Raw genomic sequence first — 25,871 nt, forward strand, 5'->3', positions numbered from 1 at the left:
TTGACGGCGGGTTGTCACGTTCCAGGGGGGGACCATCGTGACCGCGGACTCGGGCAGGCACGGAAGGCATCCGTACGGTGACGGTCCGTGGGAGGACTTCCCGTACGGGCTCATGCCGGAGGATTTCCCGTACGGGGACGACGAGGCGGTGGCCCGCGCCTGGGAGCACCTCACCCTGGGCTGGGAGGGGTTGGCCGCCGGTACGGCCGCGCCTTACGGCGGCCCGGACGACGGCCCGGACGGCGTCGCGCACGGTGCCCCGGACGGTGGCGCGCCCGACGTCCCGCGCGGTGGTGCGCAGGAGGGGCCGCACGGAGCCGTGCCGGGGCCGGACGGTGCGGCGGGGCGGCACGGGCGGCCGGCCACGGGACGCGTCGGCGGGCGCGTCGCGGGCCGGCTCTCCCGGCGTGCCGCGGGCCGGGCCTCCCGGCGGATCGCCGACCGCATCTGCAGGAGGCTCGCCGAGCTGGGGCCCCGAGGACGCGGGATGCACGCCGGCGACGATTGGACCTCCGGCCGTGACGGGTACGCGGCCGACCGGGGAGGGCGGCCGGAGCGGCGGCACGCGCGGGTGCCCGAGTCGTGGATGCGGCGGAGCGCGGCGCACAAGGCGTGGCTCGTGTGGGTGTCGGCCGGCTCGGTGGTGCTGGCGGGCGGAGTGGCGCTGCTCGGTGGCGGTCCCGTCGGCGGGATGTTCTCCGCGGCCGGAACGGCCGGACGAGGGGGATCGGGCGGATCAGCGGGATCGGGCGAGTCCGGGAGATCGGCTGGTACGTCCGCAGAGGCCGGAGAGGCCCGGGAGGCCGGCGGGAGCTACCGGGGCGTCGGGGAGACCGGCGTGACCCGTACCGAGGTACGCGCCGAGGGCGTCACTCCCGGCGCCGTACGACCGCCGGCCCACCCGCCGGCCGATCCGGCTCACGCGCCGACCGACCCGGCCCATCCGCCGACCGTTCCGGCGTCCCGCTCGACGACGGCCAACGCGGCGGCCGACTCCATACCCCGGTCCACGACCGATCCGGCGACTGACTCCACGCCCCGGTCCACGACCAACCCCGCGCCCCAGCCCACGCCCCAGCCCACGCCCCAGCCCACGCACCGGTCCGCACCCCGGCCTAGCGGTGGCTCGGGGGCGCCGGTCGGGCGCCCGGGTGACAGCGGGACCCGTACCGGGACCGGGGCGAGGGGCGCCACCGGAGCCGCCGGGGCGACCGCAGCGGCAGGAACGTCCCGGGACGACGAGCTCACCGCGGTCGAGTACTTCCGCGCCCGCTGGGGCTCAGGTGACGGCGCCATGCGCCATGTCAGGGATGTCCGCACCATCGGTGGATATCTGCGTATCTACACGGATCTGCCGGAGTCGGCGGCCAACTCCGCCGACGCCCTGACCCTCTGCCGGCGCGGCCTGGAGTACCTCCGCCGGGACGGCGCCGCGCACCCCGTGGTGTTCGTCCAGGCGAGGTTCGGCGAGAACGGGAACCCCGTGCTCGCCAACATCCTCGGCCCCGCCGACACGAGCTGCCGCGTCACGCACCCGGACCCCGGATGACCAGGGCCCGGGGCTTGGCCCGGCCCGGGACATGCCGAGCGCGCGGGACTAGCGGACGCGGACGCGGGTCTTCCGGCACAGCCGGCAGCGCTGCGTGATGACCCGGCCGATCGCCTCGACCGTCACCCACCGGTGACGGAGATGCACAAGGCTCACCCGCCGCTCCTACCCGTGGCGGCCGGCCGGTACGCGCTGTCGCCGCCCGTTCACTCCTTGGGGAGGAGCCGCAGCGAGACGGAGTTGATGCAGTAGCGGTCGTCGGTCGGCGTGGGATAGCCCTCGCCGTGGAAGACGTGGCCGAGATGGGAGTCGCAGCGGGCGCAGCGCACCTCGGTGCGGACCATGCCGAGGGTGCGGTCCTCGATCAGCCGCACCGCGTCCGACTCCGACGGCTCGAAGAAGCTCGGCCACCCGCAGTGCGGCTCGAACTTCGTGTCGGACCGGAACAGCTCGGCGCCGCACGCGCGGCAGGAGTACACGCCCTCGGTCTTGGTGTCGACGTACTCCCCGGTGAACGGCCGCTCGGTGCCGGCCTCGCGGAGCACGTGGAACTCCTCCGGGGAGAGCTCGACCCGCCACTCGGCATCGCTCTTGACCACCTTGTCCATGTATCCAGCGTACGAGATGTGGCAAAAAGAGATCTCCGTCGGGGGAAGCATCCCTTCTGGGGGAAATTCGCGTCTTTGTAGGCAAGGAGGCGTCATCGCCTCCTGCTCAGGGTGGGATCACTCGCCGGATCGCCCGAGCGGCACAGCCCACGCCCGTGCTGGCGCCGCGCGGGGGCGGTCCGCGGGTCGTCCGGGTGGCGCGCCAGCGCCCGTGCGAGCCGCGCAGGCGGGTGGTCTTCAGGTCCGTCCCGTCGAGCCCTCGGTACCGCCACCGAGGCGCGCTCCGGGACGGACCCGCCCACCCGGGGCCCGCCCTGGGTTCCCGGGATTGTCGGTCGTCCGGGGTAGGTTCGAGGGCATGGCATCGCCGTTCATAGAGCTCGAGGTGGGGGAGCGGACCGTCAAGGTCACGAACCCCGACAAGGTGTACTTTCCGGAGATCGGCGTCACCAAGCGTGAGCTGGTCGAGTACTACGTGAGCGTCGGCGACGGCGTGCTGCGGGCGCTGCGGGACCGCCCGACCAACCTCAAGCGCCACCCCGACGGCATCCACACCGAGGCGATCTACCAGAAGCGCATGCCGCCCAAGCACCCCGACTGGCTGGAGACCGTGACGGTCACCTTCCCCAGCGGGCGCAAGGCCGACTCGCTGCGGGTCACCGAGGTCGCCGCCGTCGCGTACTGCGCGAACCTCGGCACGGTCGACTTCCACCCGTGGCAGGTGCGCGCGGCCGACGTGGAGCACCCCGACGAGCTGCGCATCGACCTCGACCCGCAGCCGAGGCTCGGGTTCGACGCGGCGCGCCGGGCTGCGTTCCTGACCCGTGAGGTGCTCGCCGACCTCGGCATGACGGGGTTCGTGAAGACCTCGGGCAACCGCGGCGCGCACGTCGCGGTCCGCATCGAGCCGCGCTGGGACTTCGTCGAGGTCCGGCACGCGGGCATCGCCCTCGCGCGGGCCGTGGAGGAGCGCGCCCCCGATCTGGTGACCACCGCGTGGTGGAAGGAGGAGCGGGGCGAGCGGGTGTTCGTGGACTTCAACCAGAACGCCCGGGACCGCACGGTGGTCAGCGCCTACTCGGTGCGGGCCAAGCCCACCGGGCCCGTCTCGGCGCCGCTCACCTGGGAGGAGCTGGAGGACGCCGACCCGGCCGACTTCGACATCCGCACGATGCCGGCCCGCTTCGCCAAGGTGGGCGACGTGCACGCGGCCATCGACGACCGGGCGTACTCCATCGAGCCTCTTCTGGAGCGGTACGCGGCGGACGGCCGGGGCGACATGCCCTATCCGCCGAACTATCCGAAGATGCCCGGCGAGCCGCGGCGCGTGCAGCCCAGCAAGGCCCGTCCGGACGGCGACGCCTGAGGAGCTCCACGCTCGCCGTCCCGCACGGCGGCGCCTGAGGAGCTGCGCGCTCGCCGTCCCGCACGGCCGGCCCCCTCCGATCACCGGGGCGTTCGGCATCCACCGGCCGTGCGGCCTTTCCGTCGTGCCCCGAGTGCGGGCACGTGCCTGGAACGTAACCCGGAGTCCGAGGTTACGGAGGTTCGCCTGGGTTGAAAGAACTTTTACCGAGGAGGGTAATCCTTGTCCGCTTGGGGGAGGATTCTTCCACCCGGTGGTTCAGGAGTCCCCGAACTCCAGCCGCAGCGCCCGGGTGAAGTCCGCGACCGCCTCCTCGTGGCGGTCCAGGTCCTGGAGGACCTCGCCGCGCACCCGGTACGCCCAGACGTACTCCGGGTCCAGCTCGATGGCCCGGTCGAGGTCGCGCACGGCCGCCTCGTCGTCGCCCAGCTCGCTCAGCACCGCGCCCCGGCTGCCCAGCGCCCGGTCGTTGTCCGGGTCCAGCTCGATCGCGCGGTTCAGGTCGGCCAGGGCCTCGTCGTAGCGGTCGATCATGCGGTACGCCTCGCCGCGCCTGCTGAGCGCCCGCACGTAGCCGGGGTCCACCCCGAGGGCCCGGGTGTAGTCGTCGATGGCCTCGGCGTACAGGTTGACCCGCTGGTACAGCTCCGCCCTCGCCAGCCACGGGTACGCCTGGCCCTCGTTGAGCGCGATGATGCCGGCGTGCACGTCCAGCGCCTCGTCCAGCCGGCCCAGGTCGGCCAGGGCGTCCGCCTTGCCCTCCAGGACCCAGAACGACTCGGGCGTCAGCGTGAGCGCGTGGTCGAAGTCGGTCAGCGCCTCCTCCAGCCGGCCCAGCGCCGCGTACACCTGGCCGCGCGAGCCCAGGGCGTACGCGCTGTCGGGCTCCAGGCGCAGCGACTGGTCGAAGTCCGACAGCGCCGCGTCGTACCGCTCGATCAGCCGGTGGCTCTCACCCCGCAGCCGCCACGCGCGGGCGCTGTCCGGCGCCAGGGCGATCGCCTCGGTCAGGTCCGCGATGGCCGCGTCGTAGCGTGACAGCGCCACGTACGACTCGGCCCGGCTGCGGAGCACGGACGCCCGCGACTGCGCGGCCTCCTCGGACAGCGCCGGCAGGGCGGACGCGCCGGCGGGTTCGTCGCCGATCTCCTCGCTGATGATCCCCTCGCTCATGGCCGGGAATCTATCCGACTAGATCTGAATGACGGCAGCCTTTTCCCGGGTGTACTCCAGGACGCCGTCGTGCCCGTAGCCGCTGTCCTTCACGCCGCCGAACGGGAGCCCCGGCGGCATCTGCCGGAAGGTGTTCACCCATACGGTCCCGGTCCGCAGGTCCCGCACGAACCGGTGCGCCCGTCCCAGGTCACGCGTCCAGACGCCGGCCGCCAGCCCGTACGGGGAGTCGTTGGCGATCCGCAGCGCCTCCTCGTCCGTCTCGAACGGGATCGCCACCGCGACCGGCCCGAAGATCTCCTCCTGGCAGACGCGCAGCCCGTTGTCGCTCGTCGTGTACAGCGTGGGCGACACCCAGTAGCCGCCGGGCAGGCGCGGCACCACCTCGGCGCCCCGCCGGCCGCCGAAGACCAGCTCGGCGCCCTCCTTCTCGGCCAGGTCCAGGTACGACGTGACCCGCTCGTACTGCCCGCGCGACACGATCGGCCCCATCGTGGTGTCCAGGTCGAGCGGGTCGTCGAGCACCAGCCCGGCGGCGATGCGCTCCATCCGCTCCAGCATCTCGTCCCAGACCGACCGGTGGATCAGCATCCGGGAGCCGGCCACGCAGACCTGTCCCGCGTTGCCCGTGTAGACGGAGTTCACCGTGAGGCCCAGGGCGGCGGCGTCGAGGTCGGCGTCGGGGAAGACGATGTTCGGCGACTTGCCGCCCAGCTCGAACGTCATCGGCTTGAGCGTGTCCGCCGAGGCCCTGGTGATGACGCGGGCCGTCTCCGTCGAGCCGGTCAGGCTGATCTTGTGCACGCCGCGGTGCCGTACAAGGGCGTCGCCGGCCTCCTCGCCCACGCCGCTGACGATGTTGAGAACGCCGGGCGGGAGCACCTCGGCCAGCAGCTCGCCCAGCCGCAGCACCGACACGCTCGCCTGCTCGGCGGGCTTGACGATCACCGTGTTGCCCGCCGCCAGGGCGTAGGCGGCCTTGGCGGAGAAGGTCGAGATGGGGGAGTTCCACGGGATGACGCACAGGGCCACGCCGTACGGCTCCCGCCGGGTCATCCCGAGCGCGTCGGGGCCCAGGATGACGGTGTCGCCCCTGACGGCGTCCAGGCACTGGCCGGCGGCGAGCTGCCACAGGTGCGCCATGCCGGGCAGGTCCTTGGTGAGGGTGTCGCGCAGGATCCGGCCGTTGTCGCGGGTCTCCAGCCGGGCCAGCTCGTCGGCGTGCTCGGTGAAGACGGCGCCTACCTGGCGCAGGACGTGCGCGCGGGCCAGGGCGGGCAGGGCCGACCAGCGGGGGAACGCCTTCCCCGCCGCCTCGACCGCCGCCTCGGCGTCCTGCGGGCCACTCGCGGGGACGCGGGCCCACACCTCCCCGGTGGCGGGGTTGACGGAGTCCATGGTCCGGCCGCCGGCCGCCGGGACCAGCCGGCCGCCGATCAGGTTGCGATAGTCGGTCACGCCACCAAGCATATGCTTGCTTGACAAGCGAGATCCAGCGAGTCCAGCGAGTCCAGCGAGTCCAGCGAGAGCCGGCCGGGCGCCGGTGGGTGCCCGGCGTCCCGGGAGCGGGCCCGGCTCCCCCTAGGATCAAGCGCATGGAGCTGGCCCCGGGTGTCCACATCGCCGTCACCGACCGTCACGGGGGTGTCAGCGCGCCGCCGTACGGGTCCCGCAACCTCGGCGGACTGGTGGGCGACGACCCCGCGGCCGTCCGCGCCAACCGCGACGGGGTCGCCGCCGAGCTGGGCGTGCGGGCCGTGGTGTTCATGCGCCAGGTTCACGGCGCCGACGTCGCGTACGTGAGCGAGCCGTTCGGCGACGACCCGCCCCCGCTGGACGGCGTCTTCACCACCGAGCCGCGCCTCGCCCTGGCCGCACTCGGCGCCGACTGCCCGGCGGTGCTCGTGGGCGACCCCGTGGCGCGGATGGTGGGCGCCGCCCACTCCGGCCGTCCCGGCACCGAGCTGGGCGTGGCCGCGGCGCTGGTCGAGGCCATGGCCGCCAAGGGCGCGTCGCCGGAGCGGATGGCGGCGCTCGTCGGGCCGGGCGCGTGCGGCCGGTGCTACGAGGTGCCCGCCGAGCTGCGCGAGCGCGTCGCCGCCCGGGTGCCGGAGACCTGGTCCACGACCTCCTGGGACACTCCCGCCCTCGACCTGCGCGCCGGCATCGAGGCCCAGCTCCGCGCGGCGGGCGTAGCGGACGTGCGCCACGACGCGCGCTGCACGATCGAGTCCGAGGAGCTCTACTCGCACCGCAGGGAGCAGCCCGGCGGGCGCTTCGCCGGCCTCGTCTGGCTGGCCTAGCCGTCATCGTCCGGCAGCGGTCGCGCGCGCAAACCGGCCCCCGGCCCGTCCGGGCTTCGCGCGCGCAGGCCGGCCCCGGCCCGCCCGGGCTTCGCGCGCGCAGGCCCAGGCCGGTCCGGGCAGCGGCCGGACGAGGGTGTCCGGGCTCACGGTAGGGTCGGAAGTCCAACCGACCAGAGGGAGGAACCGTCATGGCCACCACCCGCACCGCCACCACGCAGTGGAAGGGCGCCCTGCTCGACGGCTCGGGCACCGTGTCGCTCGACACGTCCGGCGTCGGCACGTTCGAGGTCTCCTGGGCGTCACGCGCCGAGGCGGCCAACGGCAAGACCTCGCCCGAGGAGCTCATCGCCGCGGCCCACTCCTCGTGCTTCTCGATGGCGCTCTCCCACGGCCTGGCCGGCGCCGGCACGCCGCCCGAGTCGCTGCGCACCAGCGCCGACGTGACCTTCCAGCCGGGCGAGGGCATCACCGGCATCGTCCTCACCGTGCAGGGCCAGGTGCCGGGCATCACGGCCGAGCAGTTCCAGGAGGCGGCCGAGACCGCCAAGGCCAACTGCCCGGTGAGCAAGGCGCTGGCCGGCACGACGATCACGCTGAACGCTCAGCTCCTCTAGCGAGATCGTGATCGCGATCGCTCTGGTGTGATCGCGATCGCGTGGGACACTTTGAGTCACATGCGAGATGTCTGGCCGGGCGAGCCGTATCCACTCGGCGCCACCTGGGATGGCGTGGGCACCGGATTCTCGGTGTTCTCCGAGGTGGCCGAGCGGGTCGAGCTCAGCCTCTTCCACGATGACGGTTCCGAGGAACGCGTCGACCTGCCGGAGGTCGACGGGTTCGTCTGGCATGCCTACTTTCCCGGCATCGTGCCGGGACAGCGCTACGGCTACCGCGTCCACGGGCCCTACGAGCCCTCCCGCGGCCACCGGTGCAACCCCGCCAAGCTGCTGCTCGACCCCTACGCCAAGGCCATCGACGGCGACCTGACGTGGAACGAGTCGTTGTTCTCGTACGAGTTCACCGACCCGGCACGGCTCAACCTGGCCGACAGCGCGCCGTACATGCCGAAGAACGTGGTGGTCAACCCGTTCTTCGACTGGGGCAACGACCGGTCGCCGCACACCCCGTACCACCAGACGGTGATCTACGAGGCGCACGTGCGCGGCCTGACCATGCGGCACCCGGCGGTTCCCGAGGCGCTGCGCGGCACCTACGCGGGCGTGGGACACCCCGCGATCATCGACCACCTGCTGTCGCTCGGGGTGACGGCGGTCGAGCTGATGCCGGTCCACCACTTCATGCCCGAGCACTTCCTCGTGGCCCGGGGGCTGACCAACTACTGGGGCTACAACACGATGGCCTATCTCGCCCCCCACGGCGGCTACTCCAGCGCCGGCACGCGCGGCGAGCAGGTGCTGGAGTTCAAGGCCATGGTGCGGGCGCTGCACGAGGCGGGCATCGAGGTGATCCTCGACGTGGTCTACAACCACACCGCCGAGGGCGACCACATGGGGCCGACGCTCGGCTTCCGCGGCATCGACAACTCCGCCTACTACCGGCTGCACGACGGCGACCGCCGCTACTACCTCGACTACACCGGCTGCGGCAACTCCCTCAACGTCCGCTCGCCGCACGCGCTCCAGCTGATCATGGACTCCCTGCGCTACTGGGTGCTGGAGATGCACGTCGACGGCTTCCGGTTCGACCTGGCCTCGGCGCTGGCCCGGGAGCTGCACGACGTCGACCGGCTGAGCGCCTTCTTCGACCTCATCCAGCAGGACCCGGTGATCTCGCAGGTCAAGCTCATCGCCGAGCCGTGGGACGTCGGGCCCGGCGGCTACCAGGTCGGCAACTTCCCGCCCCTGTGGACCGAGTGGAACGGCAAGTACCGCGACATCGTGCGCGACTTCTGGCGGGGAACGCACTCGGCGCTGCCCGAGTTCGCCTCGCGGCTGACCGGCTCGGCCGACCTGTACGCCACCTCCGGGCGCCGGCCCGTGGCCTCCATCAACTTCGTCACCTGCCACGACGGGTTCACGCTCGCCGACCTCGTCTCGTACGACCGCAAGCACAACCTCGCCAACGGCGAGGACAACCGGGACGGCACCGACGACAACCGCTCCTGGAACTGCGGCGCCGAGGGCCCGGTCGAGGACCCGGAGATCGTCCGGCTCCGCCACCGCCAGCGGCGCAACTTCCTGACCACGCTGTTCCTGTCGCAGGGCGTGCCGATGCTGTCCCACGGCGACGAGCTGGGCCGCACCCAGCGCGGCAACAACAACGCCTACTGCCAGGACAACGAGATCGCCTGGATCGACTGGTCGCTCCTGCACACCGAGGACGACCTGCTGGAGTTCGTCCGGACGCTGTCGCGGCTGCGGCGTGAGCACCCGGTCTTCCAGCGGCGCCGTTTCTTCCACGGCCGCAACCCCGAGAACGGCCGGCGCGACCTGGTGTGGCTCACCCCTGGCGGAGCGGAGATGACCGCCGGCGACTGGCACACCGGCTACGCCAAGTCGCTGGGGGTCTACCTCAACGGCGAGGCCATCACCGAGCCGGGGACGCGCGGCGAGCGCATCGTGGACGACTCGTTCCTGCTGCTCATCAACGCCCACCACGAGGACATGACGTTCACGCTGCCGGGCGAGGAGTTCGGCCCGGTCTGGCTGCCGGTGCTCGACACCAGCCACGACACCCGCCAGGACGAGCCGTTCCCGGACGAGCGGTGGCAGCCGGGCGCGCTGGTGGCCGTCACCTCCCGCTCCATCCAGGTGCTGCGCCAGCCGCGCGCGTCCTGACGCCCGCGGGTCATCGGCCGGTGAGAGCCGCGGCGGCGAGCGCGAGCGCGAACGTGACCACGCCGCCGAGGCCGTGCAGCGCCACGGCCAGCACGGGGAAGCGGCGCTCGGCGCCCCGGGCGTGCCGCCCCCCGCCGAGCCAGCGGGTGAACATGGTGAAGCCCAGCAGCGCCGCCACCGCCAGCACCCCGAACGCCGTCCACGCCAGCGCCCTGACGCCCGTCACCAGGTGGGCCACCCAGCAGGCCAGCGCCGCCGTGGCGAGCACGGGATGGGAGAAGATCAACGTCACCGGGAAGCGGGTCACCTTGGTGGCCTGCTGCCTGAGGCCGCCGCCCGAGAGCCACAGGTAGAGCAGATAGATGCCCACGATCGCGGTGCACGTCCACGTCACGGCTGTGGCCAGCCCCACCCGGGCCTCCTTCGGTCACCGATCCCTGACGACACGTTAAGCGCATCACTCCATGTATGCCATTGGTTACCGCAAAGTGCTGTGTCTCCGGGCAAAGGCCGCCGTCACGACGGGTTGTCGGAGGCGTGTGCCAAGGTAGAGGAGTGCGTCGCATCTACCCGGATATACAGGACGAACCACCCATCGAGCAGGCGTACGCCTATCCGGCCGGCCAGCCGTGGCTGCGCGTCAACATGGTCGCCAGCGCGGACGGCGCCGCCTGGGTGAACGGCCTGTCGGGCGGGCTGTCGAGCAAGGCCGACCGGCGGATCTTCGGCGTGCTGCGGGGGCTCGCCGATGTGGTCGTCGCCGGCGCCGCCACCGTGCGCGCCGAGGGCTACGGCCCCGCCCGGCCGCGCGAGTCGTGGCGGGCGCTGCGCGAGGGGCGGCCCGAGACGCCGCCCGTCGCGGTGGTCAGCCGCAGCCTCGACCTCGACTTCGACGGCCCGCTGTTCGCCGAGGCGATCGTCCCCACGATCGTCGTCACCTGCGCCTCCGCGCCGGCCGACCGCCTGGCCGCCGCCAAGGCCGTCGCCGACGTGGTGGTCGCCGGGGACGAGGTGGTCGACCTGGCGGCGGCGGTGCGGGGGCTGCACGAGCGGGGGCTGACCCGGGTGCTGTGCGAGGGCGGGCCGCGGCTCAACGCCCAGCTCGCCGCGGCCGGGCTGCTCGACGAGCTGTGCCTGACGATCAGCCCGCTACTGCTCGGCGGGGGCGCGGCGCGCATCCTGAACGGCGAGGCGGCGCTCGTCGGCCTCGGCCTCAGCCAGGTGCTGGAGGAGGACGGCGTCCTCTTCTGCCGGTACACGAGGGAGCCGAACCATGTCTGACCCCATCGACCCGACATCCGCCGAGCCTGTACGGGCTCCGGGGCCCGAGGTCGAGGCCGAGCCGGAGCCGGTGCCCAACCTGCCGGTCCGCCCGCCCGTGGCGCCCATGCTGGCCAAGCCCGTCAAGGCCATGCCCAAGCAGGACGGCACCCTGCTCTACGAGCCCAAGTGGGACGGCTTCCGCTGCATCGTCTTCCGCGACGGCGACGAGGTCTACCTCGGCAGCCGCAACGAGCGGCCGTTCACCCGCTACTTCCCCGAGCTGGTCGAGGCCGTCAAGGCCGAGTTGCCCGAGCGGGTCGTGGTCGACGGGGAGATCGTGCTGCCGCGCGGCTCCCAGCTCGACTTCGACGCCCTCCAGCAGCGCATCCACCCGGCCGCCTCGCGGGTCAAGATGCTGTCGGAGGAGACGCCGGCCGCGTTCGTCGCCTTCGACCTGCTGGCGCTCGGCGACGAGTCGTACCTGGACCTGCCCTTCTCCGAGCGCCGCGCCCGCCTGGAGGGCATCTTCGGCAAGGCCGGCCACTCGGTGCGGCTCACGCCCGTCACGCGCGACGACGGGCAGGCGGGGGAGTGGTTCGAGATGTTCGAGGGCGCGGGGCTCGACGGCATCATCGTCAAGCCCGGCGACCAGCCTTACGTCCCGGACAAGCGCACCATGTTCAAGGTCAAGCACGAGCGCACCGCCGACGTGGTGGTGGCCGGCTACCGCGAGCACAAGACCGGCCCGATCGTCGGCTCGCTGCTGCTCGGCCTCTACGGGCCCGACGGGCGGCTGCACCACGTGGGCGTGGCGGCCTCGTTCCCGATGGCGCGCCGGGCCGAGCTGGTGGAGGAGCTCAAGCCGTACGTCGCCGACCTCGGCGAGCACCCCTGGGGCCACTGGGCCGAGCAGGCGGTGGCCGGTGCCGGCCGGCCGGCCGCCGGACCGGCGACGGGCGGCCAGCGGGTGCCCGGCGCGATCTCACGGTGGAGCGCGAAGAAGGACCTGTCGTTCATCCCGCTCCGGCCGGAGCTGGTCATCGAGGTGGCCTACGACCAGATGGAGGGCGACCGGTTCCGGCACACCGCCCACTGGCGCCGCCTGCGGCCCGACCGCACCCCGGAGTCCTGCACGTACGAGCAGCTGGAGCGGCCGGTCTCGTACAACCTGGACGACATCCTGGCCCGCTGAGCAACCCATCCGTGCTCGTGCTGTGCCTTGCCGCGGCGGTCCGGACACGCTATATCTCGACACATGAGCACCGGTGATGAGCTGCGAGCCGCCGTGTCCGCCCGCCGCGACCTCGGCCCCGACTACGAGGACGCGCTCGTCGAGTCGTTCCTCGACAAGATGGGCCAGGAGGTCGACCGGCGGGTGGACGAGCGCCTCGCCGCCGTCCCGAAGGCCAAGGACCTGGCCAAGCGGTCCAGGGCGGCCGACGGGCAGCGGCTCGCGCTGGCGATCGTCTCGCTGGCCCTGGGCACGGTGGCGACGATCGCGCTGAGCGTCGGGAACGTCTCCGGGTGGGTCATCCCGGTGATCTGGTTCGCCATCGTCGCGGTCAACGGCATCTTCGCCACCGAACGCCGCCCCTGACGCGCCGGACCCCAGGGCCGATCTTCAGGGCCGGGCTTCAAGGGCGGTCTTCAGGGGCGGGCTTCGGGGCGGGATGCCCCTGACGCCCCGGCCCTGAAGGACGGTTGCCCGGTGTCAGGAGCCGGGTGTCAGGAGTCGGGGGTCAGCTTGGCGCGGGCCTCCGTGACGAGGTCGCGGGCGTAGTCGTCGTCGCTCTCGGCCAGCACCCGCTCGACGCCCCGTGCCCCTCGGGCGTCCCCGCGCTCCGCCAGGCCGCGCGTGGCCTCGGCGACCGTGCGCAGGTCCGTGTCGTCCAGGCGGGCGGCCAGCGCCTCGCGGATCTCCGGCGTGTCGGCGGCCAGCCCGGCCAGCCCCGAGGTGGCCCAGTCGCGCACCTCGTCGTCGGCGTCGCCGGTCATCGAGATCAGCACGGCCAGCCCCTCGGCGTGGTCGGGCGGCAGCACGTCGGCCAGCGCGATCGCGTCCGTCATCGTCCGCTGGTGTCCCTCCCTGCCGATGATGCCGAGCACCTGCGGCAGCGCGCGCGGGTCACCCTGGTGGCCGAGCGCCGACAGCACCGACCGCAGCACCTGCGGGTTGCTCTCGGTGGTGGCCATCCGCTGGAGCAGCGGCAGCGTTCGCTCCAGGTACGGCTTGCCGTCCTCGGTCACGCCGAACTGGGCGATGGCGTCCACGCCGAACTCCCGCTCGCGGGCGTCCTCACTGGCGCACAGCCTGGCCAGCGCCTCGTACGTCTCGTCGTCGCCCCGCCGCGCCAGCGAGTCGGCCACGATCCACCAGGTCTCGGCGTCCTCGTCCGTGTCGCGGTGCGCCAGCGCCCGCGCCACCAGCCGGTCGACCGGGGTGTGCGCCCCGGTGGCGTCCTCCAGCAGCGTGACGATGGCCGCGTGCCCCCGCTGCGCCTGGACCTGCTCGGTCTCCGAGCCGTCGGCGGAGCGGCCCGCCACGGTCACCAGCTCGGTGCCGTCCTTGGCGAACTGCCGGGCCACCACGTACTCCCAGTCGTCCTGCCCGATCTGGTCGAGCAGCGCGCTCTCCAGGTGCACGCCCACCCAGTCGGCCGCCACGTCGAGCGGGGTGTCGCCGTCGCCGTCGAACTTCTGCGGGTCGGCCCCGCCGCTCAGCAGCACCTGCACCACGCCGAGCGCGCCTCGCCGGGCGGCCAGCGTGAGGGGCGTGTCACCGTCGTCGTTGGCGGCATCGACCTCGGCCCCGGCCTCCAGCAGCAGCCCAGCCGTGTCGGCGTGGCCGTTGGCCGCCGCCCACAGCAGCGCCGTCCAGCCGCCGCCCTCCCGCCCGTTGACGTCGGCTCCGGCGGCCAGCAGCGTCTGGGCGGCCTCGACCCGGTCCCAGGCGGCGGCCGCGCACAGCGGCAGGCCCTCGTCCTCTCCCTCGCTCGGCCGGTTGGGGTCGGCGCCCCCGGCGAGCAGCTCGCTCACGGTCTCCGACTCGCCGTTCAACGCGGCCCGGTAGAGCTTCTCCTCATGCATGCAAGGGACACTAGCCCAGCTCAGCCCCCACCCCGGCCATCCCTGCCGCCACCGGCCGGGACGCGCGCCCCCGGCCGATGCCATCACATGCGCAGGCCCGACTCCAGATGCGCCAGCGCCTCGTCGAGCTCGGCGGGCCCGTCCATGGACGGGTCGCGCGCCCACTGCAGCCAGACCAGGGTCACGACGCCGAAGACCGCCCCCATGGCGTTGCGCAGGCGCGGATCGTCAGCGTCGTGGCCCGTCCTGCCGGCCAGCAGCTCCCCGACCTCCCGCAGGAAGCCGGACGCCTTGCGCAGGTTGGCCGCCACCAGCTCCGGGACGGTCGCCGCGAACACCTCCCGTGCGTGCCCCGCCGCGATTTCCTCGGCGGTCAGGGAGGCGAACGCCGTGCGGAACGCGCCACGCAGCACGGTGACCGGCGCGCCCGGCGGCTGCGCGGCCAGCGCCTCGACGAGCGGAGGAAACCGGTCGAGTGTGACCAGGTCCTCCTTTGCCGGGAAATAGCGGAAGAAGGTGGCGGGGGAGACCTCGGCGGCCTCGGCGATCTGCTCGGTGGTGGTGGCGTGGTAGCCGCGCTCCCGGAAGAGCCTGAACGCCTCGCGCAGGATCGTCTCCCTGGTCCTGGCCTTCTTGCGCTCGCGTAGCCCGCCGTTCCCCATGCGCTCATTCTGCCGTACCGAAAACTGATGGTGTACTCTCAAAAGACAGTAAACCTTCACATTGCAGGAGCCGATCCGATGAGCGACCAGAACGCCGAGACGCCGGTGACCCTGCCCACCCGGCGTGACCCCGGATGCCCGTTCGCGCCGCCCCCCGAGCTGGAGCGGTACCGCGACCGCCGTGCGCCGGCCCGCCTGGCCTTCCCCGACGGGCACGTCGGATGGCTGGTCACCGGCTACGACCTCGCCAGGGCGGTCCTGTCGGACCCGCGCTTCACCGCCCGGCCGGAGCTCCGGCACTCGCCGCTGCCCCGCCCGAACGTCCGCCCCGGCGGCCACGACGCGCCTGCCGCGCCCGGCTGGTTCCCCGCCATGGACGCGCCCGAGCACACCCGGTACCGGCGCCTGCTCGTCGGCCAGTTCACCGTCCGCCGGATGAGGGACCTCGAACCGCGCATCGCCCAGATCGTCGCCGACCGGCTGGAGGCCATGGCCGCGGCCGGGCCGCCCGCCGACCTCGTACGGGCGTTCGCGCTCCCCGTCCCCTCCCTGGTGATCTGCGAACTGCTCGGCGTCCCCTACCGCGACCACGCCTTCTTCGAGGACCTGACCACCGTGATCGTGGACATGGACAACAGCGCGGCGCGGGCCCTGACCGCGATGGGCGACCTGGCCGGCTACCTGGGCGAGCTGGTGCGGCACAAGCGCGCCCACCCGGCCGACGACCTGCTCGGCGGGCTGATCGCCGGGAGTGACCTGAGCGACGAGGAGCTGACCAACATCGCCCTGCTGCTCCTGGTCGCCGGACACGAGACCACCGCCAACATGCTCGCCCTGGGCGTCTACGCCCTCCTGCGGCACCCCGGGCAGCTCGACGCCTTCCGCGGCGACCCCACGCTCACCGACGGCGCGGTCGAGGAGCTGCTGCGCTACCTCAGCGTCGTCCATCTGGGCGCGCCCAACCGCGCCGCCCTGGAGGACGTCGAGCTGGGCGGCACGCTCGTCCGCGCGGGCGAGACCGTGGTCATCGGGCTGCCCGCGGTCAACCGCGACCCGGGGCGCTTCGCCGACCCGGGCGTCCTTCGGCTCGACCGGCCCGAGGCGAGGCATCACCTGGCCTTCGGGCACGGCGTCCACCAGTGCCTGGGGCAGCAGCTCGCCCGCATCGAGATGCGCATCGGCTACCGCGCGCTGCTCGAGCGCTTTCCCACGCTGCGCCTGGCGGTCGCGGAGGAGGAGGTCCCGCTGCGCGAGAGCGCGATGGTCTACGGGGTGTGGCGGCTTCCGGTCGCCTGGTGAGAGTGCTCCGAAATGAGCAGGGCGAGGGCTGTGCTTCCTCCCGCGGGAGGAGGAACCGGATGCGGAAACGCGATATGTTGCGTCATATGACTGACCCTGGCGAGGTCCGCGCGTCCGACGCGGAGCGCGAGGCCGTCGTGGAGCAACTGCGCGTGGCCTCCGTGGAAGGCCGGCTCTCGCTGGCCGAGCTGACCGACCGCACCGAGGCCGCCTACACCGCCTCCACGCACGCCGAGCTGGCCCTGCTCACCCAGGACCTGCCGGCCGCCGGGCCCGGGGCGTTCCCGGCCGCCCAGCACGGGCCCGGATCGGGGCCCGAGCGCAAACGGCGCTGGTTCGTGGGCGTGATGGGCGACACCAAGCGGCGCGGCGCCTGGCGGATCGACCAGGAGCTGGGCGCGGTGGCCGTGATGGGCGACGTGCTGCTGGACCTGCGCGAGGCCGAGGTGCGCACCGACGCGGTGGACATCACGGCCGTCTCGGTGATGGGCGACGTGAAGATCATCGTCCCGGACGGGGTCCACGTGGACCTCGACGGGATGGCGGTCATGGGCGACAAGCGCGTGGACGTGCTGGAGGCCGCCCCGGGCATGAACGTGCCGGTGGTGCGGGTCCGCGCGTACGCGGTCATGGGCGACGTGAAGGTGGTCGGCGACTCCCGGGCGCAGCCGCTGAAGCGCGGCCTGGCGGCCTGGCGCGAGCAGTGGCGGCGGCTGCACGGCGACGACTGGCGCGACGGCCACCGCCGCCTCCACGGCGACGAGGACCGCCGGCGCCTCCCCGGTCACTGACGACCGGACAACCGGGGCTAGGAGGCCGCCGCTCCCACGGGGACGCGCAGGGCGGCGTCGTAGCGCTTCAGCAGCACCCGCGCCACCTCGGGCGCGGGGCCCAGCACGTCCGCCACGACGTCGGCGCCCGCGGCGAGCGTCGCCCGCCGTACCTTGTCGGCGAACAGGCCCGGAGCCAGCAGGTACGGCGCGACGGCCACCCGGGGCGCGCCCGCCTCGCGCAGCAGCGCGACCGCCTGCTCCGGCGTCGGGGACGCGGCCGACGCGTACGCCGGCACGGCGGCCCACCAGCCGCCGTCTCGCGCCCAGGTCCCGGCCATGCGGGCGACCACGGCGTTGGCCCGCGCGTCGCTGGAGCCGGCCGACACGAGCACCACGGCCGTGCCGGGGTCGCGCGGCGCCACTCCCGCCTCGGCCAGCCGCCGCTCCAGTGCCGCCGTCAGCAGCGGGTGCGGCCCCAGCGTGGCGCCGTAGCGGACGCGCAGCCGCGCGTCGCGCGCCCGCGCCTCGCTCAGCGCCGCCGGCAGGTCCACCCGCGAGTGGTACGCCTCCGTCAGCAGCAGCGGCAGCACCACGGCCTCGCCCAGCCCGGCCAGCGCCTGACCGAGGCTCGGTGCGGCGTGGTCCAGGTAGGCCGTGCGGACCGGCAGACCCGGGCGGGCCCGCCGGACCTCGTCCAGGAGCGCCTCCACGACGGCCGCGGCCCGCGGGTCGCGGGAGCCGTGCGCGACCGCCACCAGAGGCGGGTCCTGGTCCGCCCCGCCTGCCAGCGGGGCGGACCACACGCCGGGGACTACAGGTGAATGCCGCATTCGACCTTCCCCAGCCCCGCCCAGCGGCCGCTGCGCGGGTCCTCGCCGTCCGCGACCTGCCTGGTGCAGGGGGCGCAGCCGATCGAGGGGTAGTTGTCGTAGTGCAACGGGTTGATCAGCACCCCGTTGTCGGCGATGTAGTTGTCGACCTCCTCCTGGGTCCACCGCGCGATCGGGTTGACCTTGACCATCTGCCGCTTGGCGTCCCACTCGACGACCTTGGTGCCGGCCCGGCTGGGCGACTCGTCGCGGCGGATGCCGGAGATCCAGGCGAGGTAGGGCTCCAGCGCGCGGTTGAGCGGCTCGACCTTGCGCAGGTAGCAGCACAGGTCGGGGTTGCGGCCGAACAGGCGCGGGCCGAGGTCGCGGTCCTGCTCCTCGACGGTCCGCGACGGCTTGACGTCGATCACGTTGACGTCGTAGACCTGCCGCACCGCGTCCCGCGTGCCGACGGTCTCGGCGAAGTGGTAACCGGTGTCGATGAACAGCACGTCCACGCCCGGCTTGACCCGGCTCACCAGGTCGATGACGAGCGCGTCGCTCATCGAGGAGGTCAGGCACAGCCGGTCGCCGAACGTCGCCGCCGCCCAGCGGATGATCTCGCGGGCGGACGCCTCCTCCAGGAAGACGGCGGCCGACTCCACGATGTCCTGCAGGTCGAGGGTGCCGCGTTGTCTCCGGAGTCCGACCTCGATGTCCACCAGCGTCATATCGTCACTCCGATCCCCAGGAACTTCAGCTTGAAAGCGCGGGCGCACGAGCGGCAGTACCAGCCCCCACCGGCCGCGGACCCGCCGACGTTGAGTTCGCCCTCGTACGGTTCGAGGTCCTCGTCGCCGCAGTAAGGGCAGTGGAACGGGACGGCGCGCTCGCTCATCGCAGGTCCGCCTCGTCCGCGCGCTGCACCCAGTCGGCGAAGGACTCGCCCTCCTTCTTCTGGGCGTCGTAGTGGGTGACGACCCGCTCCACGTAGTCGGCCAGGCCGGCCGCCGTGGTCTTCAGGCCGCGCACCTTCCGGCCGAAGCCGGCGTTGACGCCGAGCGAGCCGCCGAGGTGGATCTGGAAGCCCTCGACCTGGTCGCCGTTCTCGTCGACGACGAGCTGGCCCTTGAGCCCGATGTCGGCGACCTGGATGCGGGCGCAGGAGTTGGGGCAGCCGTTGACGTTGATCGTCAGCGGCTCCTCGAAGTTCGGCAGCCGCCGCTCCAGCTCGTCGATGAGGTCGGACGCGGTGGCCTTGGTCTCGACGATGGCGAGCTTGCAGTACTCGATGCCGGTGCAGGCCATCGTCTGCCGCCGGAACGTGGACGGGTTGACCTGGAGGTCGTTGGCCTCCAGCTCGGCCACCAGCGAGTCGACCTGATCGGGCGCGACGTCGAGGATGACCATCTTCTGCTCGACCGTGGTGCGGACCCGGCCGGAGCCGTGCCGCTCGGCGATGTCGGCGATGACGTGCAGCTTGTCGCCGTCGAGGCGGCCGACCTTGGGGGCGAACCCGACGTAGAAGCCGCCGTCCTGCTGCGGGAAGACGCCCACGTGGTCGCGGCGCGACCCGCGCGGCTGGGCGGGTGCCGGTCCGTCGGGCAGGGGCGCGCCGAGGTACTCCTTCTCCAGCACCTCGCGGAACTTCTCCGTGCCCCAGTCGTTGACGAGGAACTTGATCCGCGCGCGATGGCGCAGCCGCCGGTAGCCGTAGTCGCGGAAGATGCCGATCACGCCGGCCCAGACGTCGCCGACCTGGTCGGGCCGGACGAACACGCCGAGCCGCTTGCCGAACATCGGGTTGGTGGACAGCCCGCCGCCCACCCACAGGTCGTAGCCCTTCTCGCCGCCGGGCAGCTCGACGCCGACGAACGCCACGTCGTTGATCTCGTGGACGGTGCAGTGGGCGGGGCAGCCGCTGATCGCGGTCTTGAACTTGCGCGGCAGGTTGGAGAACGCCGGGTCGCCGATGAAGCGGTCGTACACCTCGCTGATCTGCTCGGTGGCGTCGAGCACCTCCTCGGTGTCGATGCCGGCCAGCGGGCAGCCGAGGATGACGCGCGGGGTGTCGCCGCACGCCTCGGTGGTGGACAGGCCGACGGCCTCCAGGCGCTCCCAGATGTCGGGCACCGACTCGATGTCGATCCAGTGGAGCTGGACGTTCTGCCGGTCGGTCAGGTCCGCGGTGCCCCGGCCGTACAGGTTGGAGATGTCGGCGATCGCGCGGAGCTGGCGCAGGTCGAGCTGGCCGCCGTCGATGCGGACGCGCAGCATGAAGTAGCGGTCGTCCAGCTCCTCGGGCTCCAGGATCGCGGTCTTGCCGCCGTCGATGCCGGGCTTGCGCTGGGTGTAGAGGCCGTACCACCGCATGCGGCCGCGCAGGTCGGCGGGGTCGATCGAGTCGAAGCCGCCCTTGGAGTAGATGTCGATGATCCGCTGGCGGACGTTGAGCCCGTCGTCGTTCCTCTTGTTCTCCTCGTTCTTGTTGAGCGGCTCGCGGTAACCGAGAGCCCACTGACCCTCGCCGCGCGGGCGCTTGTGGTGCCGGCTGGCAGGAGTGCTCATTGCGCGTCCTTCGCGTCATGGGCGCGCTCGTGCTTCCTCCCGCCTCGTCGTCGAGTGCGGGGGTTGCGAAGAGGAGTGCGACGCCCTCAGTCAGAAATCAGGTGATGATCAGCGGGCGTCACGACAGATGGCGCTGCGGACACGCTGAAGGTCGACGTGGCGTCGGCCGACGAGCATGGGGTCCGCTGGCATGTACATGAAGATACTCGGGCTGCCCGAGATGTCCAACAACGGTCCAGAGTCTGGACGTGATCATCCCTGGCGCGGCCAGTCCAGCGGCGACTCCTTCTCGTGCTCCGAGCCCTGGTGCTGGCAGTCGCACCACGAGCCTCCCCGGCACTCCTCGTGCCGCCGCTCCTTGCAGCTCTCGCAGATCACCCTTCGCATTATTCCTCGTAGAACCTTGTTCGGTTAGGGTGGCGGGCATGAGCGACACGGGACAGCCGGCGCCGGACCTGATGGGGGAGCTGCTCGCCGACCTGCGCGCGGAGACGGCCTCCCTGGAGGCCCTGCTGGCGCCGCTGAGGCCCGGGCAGTGGGAGCTGGCGACCCCCGCCGAGGGCTGGACGGTGCGGGACCAGGTCGCCCACCTGGCGTGGTTCGACGACGCGGCCCGCACGGCGGTGACCGATCCGGCCGCGTTCCGCGCCTCGCCGGAGGTCACCGGTCTGGGGCCGGGCTCGGTGGACGAGCTGGCGTTCCGGTCGCGCGGCATGCCGGCCGGCGAGCTGCACGCCTGGTTCCGCGCGGCCCGCGCCCGCAGCCTGGACGCGTTCGCCGGGCTCGGCGCGCGCGACCGGATCCCCTGGTACGGGCCCGACATGTCGGCCGCCTCCTTCGTCACGGCCCGGCTCATGGAGACCTGGGCGCACGGCGAGGACGTCGCCGCCGCGCTCGGCGCCACCCGCGAGCCCACGCTCCGGCTGCGGCACGTGGCGACGCTCGGCGTCCGGGCGCGCCCCTACGGGTTCGCCGTGCGCGGGCTGCCCCTCCCGGCCGAGCCCGTACGGGTGGAGCTGGCGCCGCCCGGCGGTGGCGAGCCGTGGACGGCCGGGCCGGAGGACGCGGCCGACACGGTGCGCGGCCCCATGCTGGACTTCTGCCTGCTCGTCACCCAGCGCGTCCACCTGGCCGACACCGCCCTCGTCGTCACCGGCCCCGCCGCCCGCGCCTGGGCGGAGATCGCGCAGGCGTTCGCCGGGCCGCCCGGCAAGGGGCGTCCCCCCAGGTCAGGACCCGGCGCTCAGGGTCAGGCTCAGGGGGATGCCGGATGTCGCGCGACGCACGCGCGGTGACAAGCTGAAGGCATGCGCACGATTCTGAACGTCGTCTGGCTGGTCTTCGCCGGCATCTGGCTGGCCCTCGGGTACGCCGTGGCGGGGATCGTCTGCTGCGTCCTCATCATCACGATCCCGTTCGGCATCGCCGCCTTCAGGATCGCCGCGTACGCCCTGTGGCCGTTCGGCCGGACGGTGGTGCGCGACCCCCAGGCCGGGGTGTTCTCCCTGATCGGCAACATCATCTGGTGCGTGGTCGCCGGCGTCTGGCTCGCGATCGGGCACGTCCTGACCTCCATCCCGCTGTTTTTGTCCGTCATCGGCATCCCGCTGGCCATCGCGAACCTCAAGCTGGTGCCCGTCTCCCTCCTGCCGCTCGGAGCGCGCATCGTCGACAACGACCAGGGCAGGGGCACAGGGACATAAGCTGTCGGGAAGAGCCGCTGCGAATACGTTGGTGTCATGACGTCCACCGATCTGCCCACGCGGGCGAGGAAGCGCATCGCCTCCGACGTCCGCGCCGGGTTGGGCCGGATGCGCGGGACGAAGGCGTGGGCGATCGTGCGCGACGCCGTCGAAGCCGGGGTCGCCTACCGGGTGACCGGGCTGGCGGGCGAGGCGGCGTTCTTCGCCCTGCTGTCGCTGCCCCCGTTCGTGCTCGGCGTCATCGGCGTGATCGGCAAGCTCGGCACGTGGCTCGGCCAGGACAAGGTCGAGCAGGTGCGCCGGTGGGTGATCGAGCAGTCCGGCATCCTGTTCACCAAGGACACGATCGACACCGTCGTCAACCCGCTCATGAACGACGTGCTGCGCGACGACGCCAGCAAGGTGTCCATCATCTCCCTGGGCTTCCTGCTGTCCCTGTGGTCCGGATCGCGTGCCCTGTATGTGTACGTCGACCTCATCTCGGTCTCGTACGGGCTGGGAGAGACGCGGGGGATCGTCCGGACGCGCCTGATGTCGTTCGGCCTCTACGTCGTCGGCCTGGCCATCGCCATCGTCGTCATGCCGATCCTCGTCATCGGGCCGACCATCCTCAGGGACGCGCTGCCGGGGCAGTACGCCGTCCTCATCGACCTGCTGTACTGGCCGGTCGTGGTCATCGGGTCGGTGCTGTTCCTGACCGTGCTCTACCACGTGAGCGTGCCGGTGCGGACGAAGTGGTACCGGGAGCTGCCCGGGGCCGTGCTGGCGCTGTTCCTGTGGATCGTGTGCGCCGCCGTGCTGCGCGCCGTGCTCGCCGCGTGGTTCTCGCCCGTCTCCGTGTACGGCTCGCTCGCCGCGCCCATCGCCCTGCTGCTGTGGCTGTACATCACGGCGCTGGCCGTCCTCATCGGCGCCATCCTGAACGCGGAGGTGGACAAGCTGTGGCCGGTCCCCGGGCGCGCGGTCCGGCCGGAGGAGGCGGTCGTCGCAGGGGGCGCCGTCACCACGCGCGAGTGAGCCGACACCACCACGTCCGCTATCGTCTGTAGACGTCGCGACTGGCGCATGAGGTGGACTCACCACCGGGGAGCGGAAGGGAGCGGAGGCCGTGCGCCTGGGTCTTCGCCGGATGTCAATGATGACAGGAGAGTCATGAGTTCTCTCGCTAGCGTCGACCCGCGGATCGCCGAGCTGATCCAGGCCGAGGAGCGCCGCCAGGCCGACACCGTCAAGCTGATCGCCTCCGAGAACTACGTCTCCAAGGCCGTCCTGGAGGCGACGGGCACCGTCCTGACCAACAAGTACTCCGAGGGCTACCCCGGCAAGCGCTACTACGAGGGCCAGCAGGTCATCGACCAGATCGAGACCCTGGCGATCGAGCGGGCCAAGTCGCTGTTCGGCGTCAACCACGCCAACGTGCAGCCCTACTCCGGGTCCCCGGCCAACCTGGCCGTCTACCTCGCCTTCGCCCAGCCCGGCGACACCGTCATGGGCATGGGCCTGCCGTTCGGCGGCCACCTCACGCACGGCTGGTCGGTCTCGGCCACCGGCAAGTGGTTCACCCCGGTCCGCTACGGCGTGCGCAAGGACACCGGTCGCGTCGACCTCGACGAGGTGCGCGAGCTGGCCCTGGAGCACCGGCCGAAGCTCATCTTCTGCGGCGGCACCGCCATCCCGCGCACGATCGACTTCGAGGGCTTCGCCTCCATCGCCCGCGAGGTGGGCGCCGTGCTGGCCGCCGACATCGCGCACATCGCCGGCCTCGTCGCGGGCGGCGCGCACCCGTCGCCGGTCGGCCACGCCGACGTGATCTCCACGACCACCCACAAGACGCTGCGCGGCCCGCGCGGCGCCATGCTCATGGCGTCGAGCGACGAGCACGCCACGGCCCTCAACAAGGCCGTCTTCCCGGGCCTGCAGGGCGGACCGCACAACCACACCACCGCCGCCATCGCCGTCGCCCTGCACGAGGCCTCGACCGACGACTTCAAGGCGTACGCCCACCAGGTCGTCGCCAACGCCAAGGCGCTCGCCGAGGAGCTCGGCAGCCGCGGCTTCGACCTCGTCTCGGGCGGCACCGACAACCACCTGATCCTGCTCGACCTCACGCCCAAGGGCATCGGCGGCAAGCCCGCCGCGCAGGCGCTCGACCGGGCCGGTCTGGAGACCAACTACAACACGGTCCCGTTCGACACCCGCAAGCCGTTCGACCCGTCCGGCATCCGCATCGGCACCCCGTCGGTCACCTCGCGCGGCATGGGCGAGGCGGAGATGCGGCAGATCGGCGCCTGGATCGACGAGGTCGTCACGGCCCTGGCCAAGGGCGACGCCGAGGACGTCATCGCGCGCGTCCACCAGGAGGTCAGCGAGCTGACCGCCCAGTTCCCGGCCCCGGGCCTGTCCTAGTCCGCACCGACGCCGGCGGCCCCGTCCCGGACCCTGTGGTCCGGGACGGGGCCGCCGTCTCTCCCCGCGGGGTCAGCCCAGGAAGAGGTAGTCGGCCCGGTACGGGACGCGCGCCTTCCGTCCCGGCCTGCACGAGCCAGCCGGTGCGACGCCGCCCTCGGTGTTGAGCCGCAGCACCTGGGTGACGCCCGACAGCAGGCCGCCCTTCGCGCCCGCCGGGGTGGCGGCCAGCACCAGCTCCGGGATGGCCCGCTCGCCGTTGGGGGTCTTGGTGACGACCTTGCCGCGCACCGCGCTGCCGTCCGGAGCGATCCACTGCGGCGGGCCGGCGGCCGGGGTGACGAAGGAGTGCGCGATGCCGCGCCGCAACCGGGCGTCCACGCCCTCCTGGGTGAAGGCGTACCCGCCGCCCGGCTGCTCGGCGCAGGCGTAGATCTGGGAGCCGCGCAGCACGTCGGCGGTCAGCGCGCGCGGGTGGCCGAACGGCTTGCCGGACAGCCGGCCGCGCACCGCCCCGCCGCCGAACTCGGTGGTGTGCAGGTTGCTGTAGTACCGGCCCGGGTGGGCGGCGATGCGCTTGACCACGGCGGCCGGCACCCTGGCCTCGCCCGCCACGCCGGTGATGCCGGCCGGCAACCCCTTCGGGGCGGCGAACAGGTCGGCCACGACGGCGCCGTTCTCGCCGGGCACGCCCTTGTGGACGTGGCCGTTCGTCACCGGGGCGAGCCCCGACCAGATCGCGGTGTAGCCGATGGCCGAGCCGTGCGGGCGCAGCCACCACACGGCGCGTCCGTCCTTGTCACCCCGCTTCTTGCCGTCCTTCGCCTGAACCTCCTGCCCGCCGTCCGCGCGCGAGCTCAGGGTCGCGCGGTTGCTGCCCTGGAGCACCCCGTCGAGATCGACGGGGCCCACCCGGTGGAACTGGCCGCGCACCGCGCCCTTCGGGTGGCGGGCGTCGTGGACGTTGGCGTAGAAGCCGCCCGGGTCCTCGACGAGCGCCCGGACCAGCTCGGGATCGGCCTCGACGGAGCCGCTGACGCCGAGCACGCCGCCGGGCAGCGGCTTGGTGAGGAACTCCAGCCGCACGTCGCCGTTCGCGCCCCGCGCGCCGAGGTGGACGTGGGCCGCGGTGGGGGCGCCGATCCCGTTCCAGCGGATCGCGAAGGCGACCCGGTCGCCGCTGACGCGCAGCACGACGGTCGCGCGGCCGTCGGCGTCGCCCCGGACGCCCACCTCGTTGGCGCCGCGCAGACCGGCGGCCAGGAAGACGTCACCGGCATCGGCGCGGGACGGGGCGGCGGGCACGATCGCCCGCTGGGCGGGCCGGGCGTCGGCGGCGGCCGGGACGGCGGTGGGGGCGAGGGCGGCGGCCAGCAGGCCGATGGCGAGTGCGGCGCCGGTGCGGGCGTCCTGGGAACTGGGCATGACAAACCTCTGCATTCGGGCGTTCGGTTCGGTACGGCAGGCAGTACGGGACCCGGACCGGCGGAGGTTCAACCCG

General features: G+C 72.8%; 27 protein-coding genes and 1 riboswitch. Of the genes, 14 read left to right on the forward strand and 13 right to left on the reverse strand.

The features are described 5' to 3' along the window. Positions 1-37: 37 nt before the first annotated feature. Positions 38-1,549 carry a hypothetical protein gene (locus tag ABZS51_RS20525; RefSeq protein ID WP_355443178.1) on the forward strand — a complete coding sequence of 504 codons (1,512 nt, stop codon included), beginning with the start codon at positions 38-40 and terminating at the stop codon, positions 1,547-1,549. Between the two features lie 206 nt (positions 1,550-1,755). Here ABZS51_RS20525 and msrB read toward each other — a convergent pair whose 3' ends face one another. After that, positions 1,756-2,157, reverse strand: a complete 402-nt coding sequence (gene msrB / locus ABZS51_RS20530; RefSeq protein ID WP_355443182.1) for a peptide-methionine (R)-S-oxide reductase MsrB — start codon at positions 2,155-2,157, stop codon at positions 1,756-1,758. Positions 2,158-2,515: 358 nt separating this feature from the next. On the opposite strand from msrB, the gene ligD reads away from it, so the two are divergent. Continuing rightward, a complete protein-coding gene (gene ligD, locus ABZS51_RS20535) occupies positions 2,516-3,523 on the forward strand; it encodes a non-homologous end-joining DNA ligase (protein WP_355443185.1) in 1,008 nt (335 codons plus the stop codon). A 258-nt stretch (positions 3,524-3,781) separates the two neighbouring features. On the opposite strand, the gene ABZS51_RS20540 is transcribed toward ligD, so the two are convergent. Both ABZS51_RS20540 and ABZS51_RS20545 read right to left on the reverse strand, forming a co-directional pair. Further along, on the reverse strand, positions 3,782-4,696 hold the full coding sequence (locus ABZS51_RS20540; protein ID WP_310717160.1) for a tetratricopeptide repeat protein: 915 nt from the start codon (positions 4,694-4,696) through the stop codon (positions 3,782-3,784). An 18-nt stretch (positions 4,697-4,714) separates the two neighbouring features. Continuing rightward, a complete protein-coding gene (locus tag ABZS51_RS20545; RefSeq protein WP_355443188.1) occupies positions 4,715-6,154 on the reverse strand; it encodes an aldehyde dehydrogenase family protein in 1,440 nt (479 codons plus the stop codon). Between the two features lie 137 nt (positions 6,155-6,291). Between ABZS51_RS20545 and pgeF the strand changes: the two genes are divergently transcribed. The 3 genes from pgeF to glgX all read left to right on the forward strand — a co-directional run bounded on the left by pgeF (position 6,292) and on the right by glgX (position 9,800). Further along, positions 6,292-6,999 (forward strand): peptidoglycan editing factor PgeF, encoded by a 708-nt coding sequence (pgeF, locus tag ABZS51_RS20550; protein ID WP_355443191.1) that lies wholly within the window; start codon positions 6,292-6,294, stop codon positions 6,997-6,999. Positions 7,000-7,190: 191 nt separating this feature from the next. Further along, entirely contained in the window at positions 7,191-7,616 is a 426-nt protein-coding gene (locus ABZS51_RS20555; protein WP_310717168.1) for an OsmC family protein, read from the forward strand. Between the two features lie 60 nt (positions 7,617-7,676). Further along, the gene (gene glgX / locus ABZS51_RS20560) at positions 7,677-9,800 is read left to right on the forward strand and encodes a glycogen debranching protein GlgX (RefSeq protein WP_355443194.1); all 2,124 of its coding nucleotides are present in this window, start codon (positions 7,677-7,679) and stop codon (positions 9,798-9,800) included. A 10-nt stretch (positions 9,801-9,810) separates the two neighbouring features. Here glgX and ABZS51_RS20565 read toward each other — a convergent pair whose 3' ends face one another. After that, positions 9,811-10,212: a hypothetical protein gene (locus ABZS51_RS20565; protein WP_310717173.1), complete on the reverse strand. Its 402-nt coding sequence runs from the start codon at positions 10,210-10,212 to the stop codon at positions 9,811-9,813. 143 nt (positions 10,213-10,355) lie between these two features. Here ABZS51_RS20565 and ABZS51_RS20570 point away from each other — a divergent pair, with 143 nt between their 5' ends. The 3 genes from ABZS51_RS20570 to ABZS51_RS20580 all read left to right on the forward strand — a co-directional run bounded on the left by ABZS51_RS20570 (position 10,356) and on the right by ABZS51_RS20580 (position 12,660). Beyond that, positions 10,356-11,081, forward strand: coding sequence for a pyrimidine reductase family protein (locus ABZS51_RS20570; RefSeq protein ID WP_355443197.1), 726 nt, complete (start codon positions 10,356-10,358; stop codon positions 11,079-11,081). Then, a complete protein-coding gene (locus tag ABZS51_RS20575) occupies positions 11,074-12,255 on the forward strand; it encodes an ATP-dependent DNA ligase (RefSeq protein ID WP_355443200.1) in 1,182 nt (393 codons plus the stop codon). Before ABZS51_RS20570 ends, ABZS51_RS20575 begins: the two co-directional genes overlap by 8 nt. Before the next feature lie 63 nt (positions 12,256-12,318). Continuing rightward, a complete protein-coding gene (locus ABZS51_RS20580) occupies positions 12,319-12,660 on the forward strand; it encodes a hypothetical protein (RefSeq protein ID WP_355443203.1) in 342 nt (113 codons plus the stop codon). Positions 12,661-12,788: 128 nt separating this feature from the next. Here the strand turns inward: ABZS51_RS20580 and ABZS51_RS20585 are convergent, their stop codons facing one another. Together ABZS51_RS20585 and ABZS51_RS20590 are read right to left on the reverse strand one after the other, a co-directional pair. After that, the gene (locus tag ABZS51_RS20585; RefSeq protein ID WP_355443206.1) at positions 12,789-14,150 is read right to left on the reverse strand and encodes an ankyrin repeat domain-containing protein; all 1,362 of its coding nucleotides are present in this window, start codon (positions 14,148-14,150) and stop codon (positions 12,789-12,791) included. A gap of 83 nt (positions 14,151-14,233) precedes the next feature. After that, the gene (locus ABZS51_RS20590; RefSeq protein ID WP_355443209.1) at positions 14,234-14,812 is read right to left on the reverse strand and encodes a TetR family transcriptional regulator; all 579 of its coding nucleotides are present in this window, start codon (positions 14,810-14,812) and stop codon (positions 14,234-14,236) included. Between the two features lie 78 nt (positions 14,813-14,890). Between ABZS51_RS20590 and ABZS51_RS20595 the strand changes: the two genes are divergently transcribed. Both ABZS51_RS20595 and ABZS51_RS20600 read left to right on the forward strand, forming a co-directional pair. Then, positions 14,891-16,111, forward strand: coding sequence for a cytochrome P450 (locus ABZS51_RS20595; protein ID WP_355443213.1), 1,221 nt, complete (start codon positions 14,891-14,893; stop codon positions 16,109-16,111). 86 nt (positions 16,112-16,197) lie between these two features. Continuing rightward, complete coding sequence (locus ABZS51_RS20600) at positions 16,198-16,902, forward strand: DUF1707 domain-containing protein (protein ID WP_355443216.1); 705 nt, start codon at positions 16,198-16,200, stop codon at positions 16,900-16,902. Positions 16,903-16,919: 17 nt separating this feature from the next. Here ABZS51_RS20600 and ABZS51_RS20605 read toward each other — a convergent pair whose 3' ends face one another. From ABZS51_RS20605 to ABZS51_RS20630, 6 genes are all read right to left on the reverse strand, one after another. Next, the gene (locus ABZS51_RS20605) at positions 16,920-17,687 is read right to left on the reverse strand and encodes a sirohydrochlorin chelatase (RefSeq protein ID WP_355443219.1); all 768 of its coding nucleotides are present in this window, start codon (positions 17,685-17,687) and stop codon (positions 16,920-16,922) included. Positions 17,688-17,695: 8 nt separating this feature from the next. Next, positions 17,696-18,424, reverse strand: coding sequence for a phosphoadenylyl-sulfate reductase (locus ABZS51_RS20610; protein WP_310716853.1), 729 nt, complete (start codon positions 18,422-18,424; stop codon positions 17,696-17,698). Continuing rightward, positions 18,421-18,591 (reverse strand): Insertion element protein, encoded by a 171-nt coding sequence (locus ABZS51_RS20615; RefSeq protein ID WP_355443223.1) that lies wholly within the window; start codon positions 18,589-18,591, stop codon positions 18,421-18,423. Before ABZS51_RS20615 ends, ABZS51_RS20610 begins: the two co-directional genes overlap by 4 nt. After that, entirely contained in the window at positions 18,588-20,261 is a 1,674-nt protein-coding gene (locus tag ABZS51_RS20620; RefSeq protein ID WP_355443226.1) for a nitrite/sulfite reductase, read from the reverse strand. Before ABZS51_RS20620 ends, ABZS51_RS20615 begins: the two co-directional genes overlap by 4 nt. A 108-nt stretch (positions 20,262-20,369) precedes the next feature. After that, entirely contained in the window at positions 20,370-20,459 is a 90-nt protein-coding gene (locus ABZS51_RS20625; protein ID WP_355443229.1) for a putative leader peptide, read from the reverse strand. Between the two features lie 54 nt (positions 20,460-20,513). Continuing rightward, positions 20,514-20,639, reverse strand: a complete 126-nt coding sequence (locus tag ABZS51_RS20630; protein ID WP_310716859.1) for a hypothetical protein — start codon at positions 20,637-20,639, stop codon at positions 20,514-20,516. A 47-nt stretch (positions 20,640-20,686) separates the two neighbouring features. Between ABZS51_RS20630 and ABZS51_RS20635 the strand changes: the two genes are divergently transcribed. The 4 genes from ABZS51_RS20635 to glyA all read left to right on the forward strand — a co-directional run bounded on the left by ABZS51_RS20635 (position 20,687) and on the right by glyA (position 24,370). Next, entirely contained in the window at positions 20,687-21,556 is an 870-nt protein-coding gene (locus tag ABZS51_RS20635) for a TIGR03084 family metal-binding protein (protein WP_355443232.1), read from the forward strand. Positions 21,557-21,568: 12 nt separating this feature from the next. Then, positions 21,569-21,964, forward strand: a complete 396-nt coding sequence (locus ABZS51_RS20640) for a YccF domain-containing protein (protein WP_355443235.1) — start codon at positions 21,569-21,571, stop codon at positions 21,962-21,964. Between the two features lie 36 nt (positions 21,965-22,000). Then, on the forward strand, positions 22,001-22,981 hold the full coding sequence (locus tag ABZS51_RS20645) for a YihY/virulence factor BrkB family protein (RefSeq protein WP_355443238.1): 981 nt from the start codon (positions 22,001-22,003) through the stop codon (positions 22,979-22,981). Positions 22,982-23,008: 27 nt separating this feature from the next. After that, a riboswitch (ZMP/ZTP riboswitch) is annotated at positions 23,009-23,091 on the forward strand. A 25-nt stretch (positions 23,092-23,116) separates the two neighbouring features. Next, positions 23,117-24,370 carry a serine hydroxymethyltransferase gene (gene glyA, locus ABZS51_RS20650; RefSeq protein ID WP_310716868.1) on the forward strand — a complete coding sequence of 418 codons (1,254 nt, stop codon included), beginning with the start codon at positions 23,117-23,119 and terminating at the stop codon, positions 24,368-24,370. Between the two features lie 72 nt (positions 24,371-24,442). Here glyA and ABZS51_RS20655 read toward each other — a convergent pair whose 3' ends face one another. Further along, positions 24,443-25,795 (reverse strand): CHRD domain-containing protein, encoded by a 1,353-nt coding sequence (locus ABZS51_RS20655; RefSeq protein ID WP_355443241.1) that lies wholly within the window; start codon positions 25,793-25,795, stop codon positions 24,443-24,445. Positions 25,796-25,871: the final 76 nt, after the last annotated feature.

This window comes from Nonomuraea sp. NPDC005501 (assembly GCF_040605905.1).
In the GTDB taxonomy this organism is placed as follows: domain Bacteria; phylum Actinomycetota; class Actinomycetes; order Streptosporangiales; family Streptosporangiaceae; genus Nonomuraea.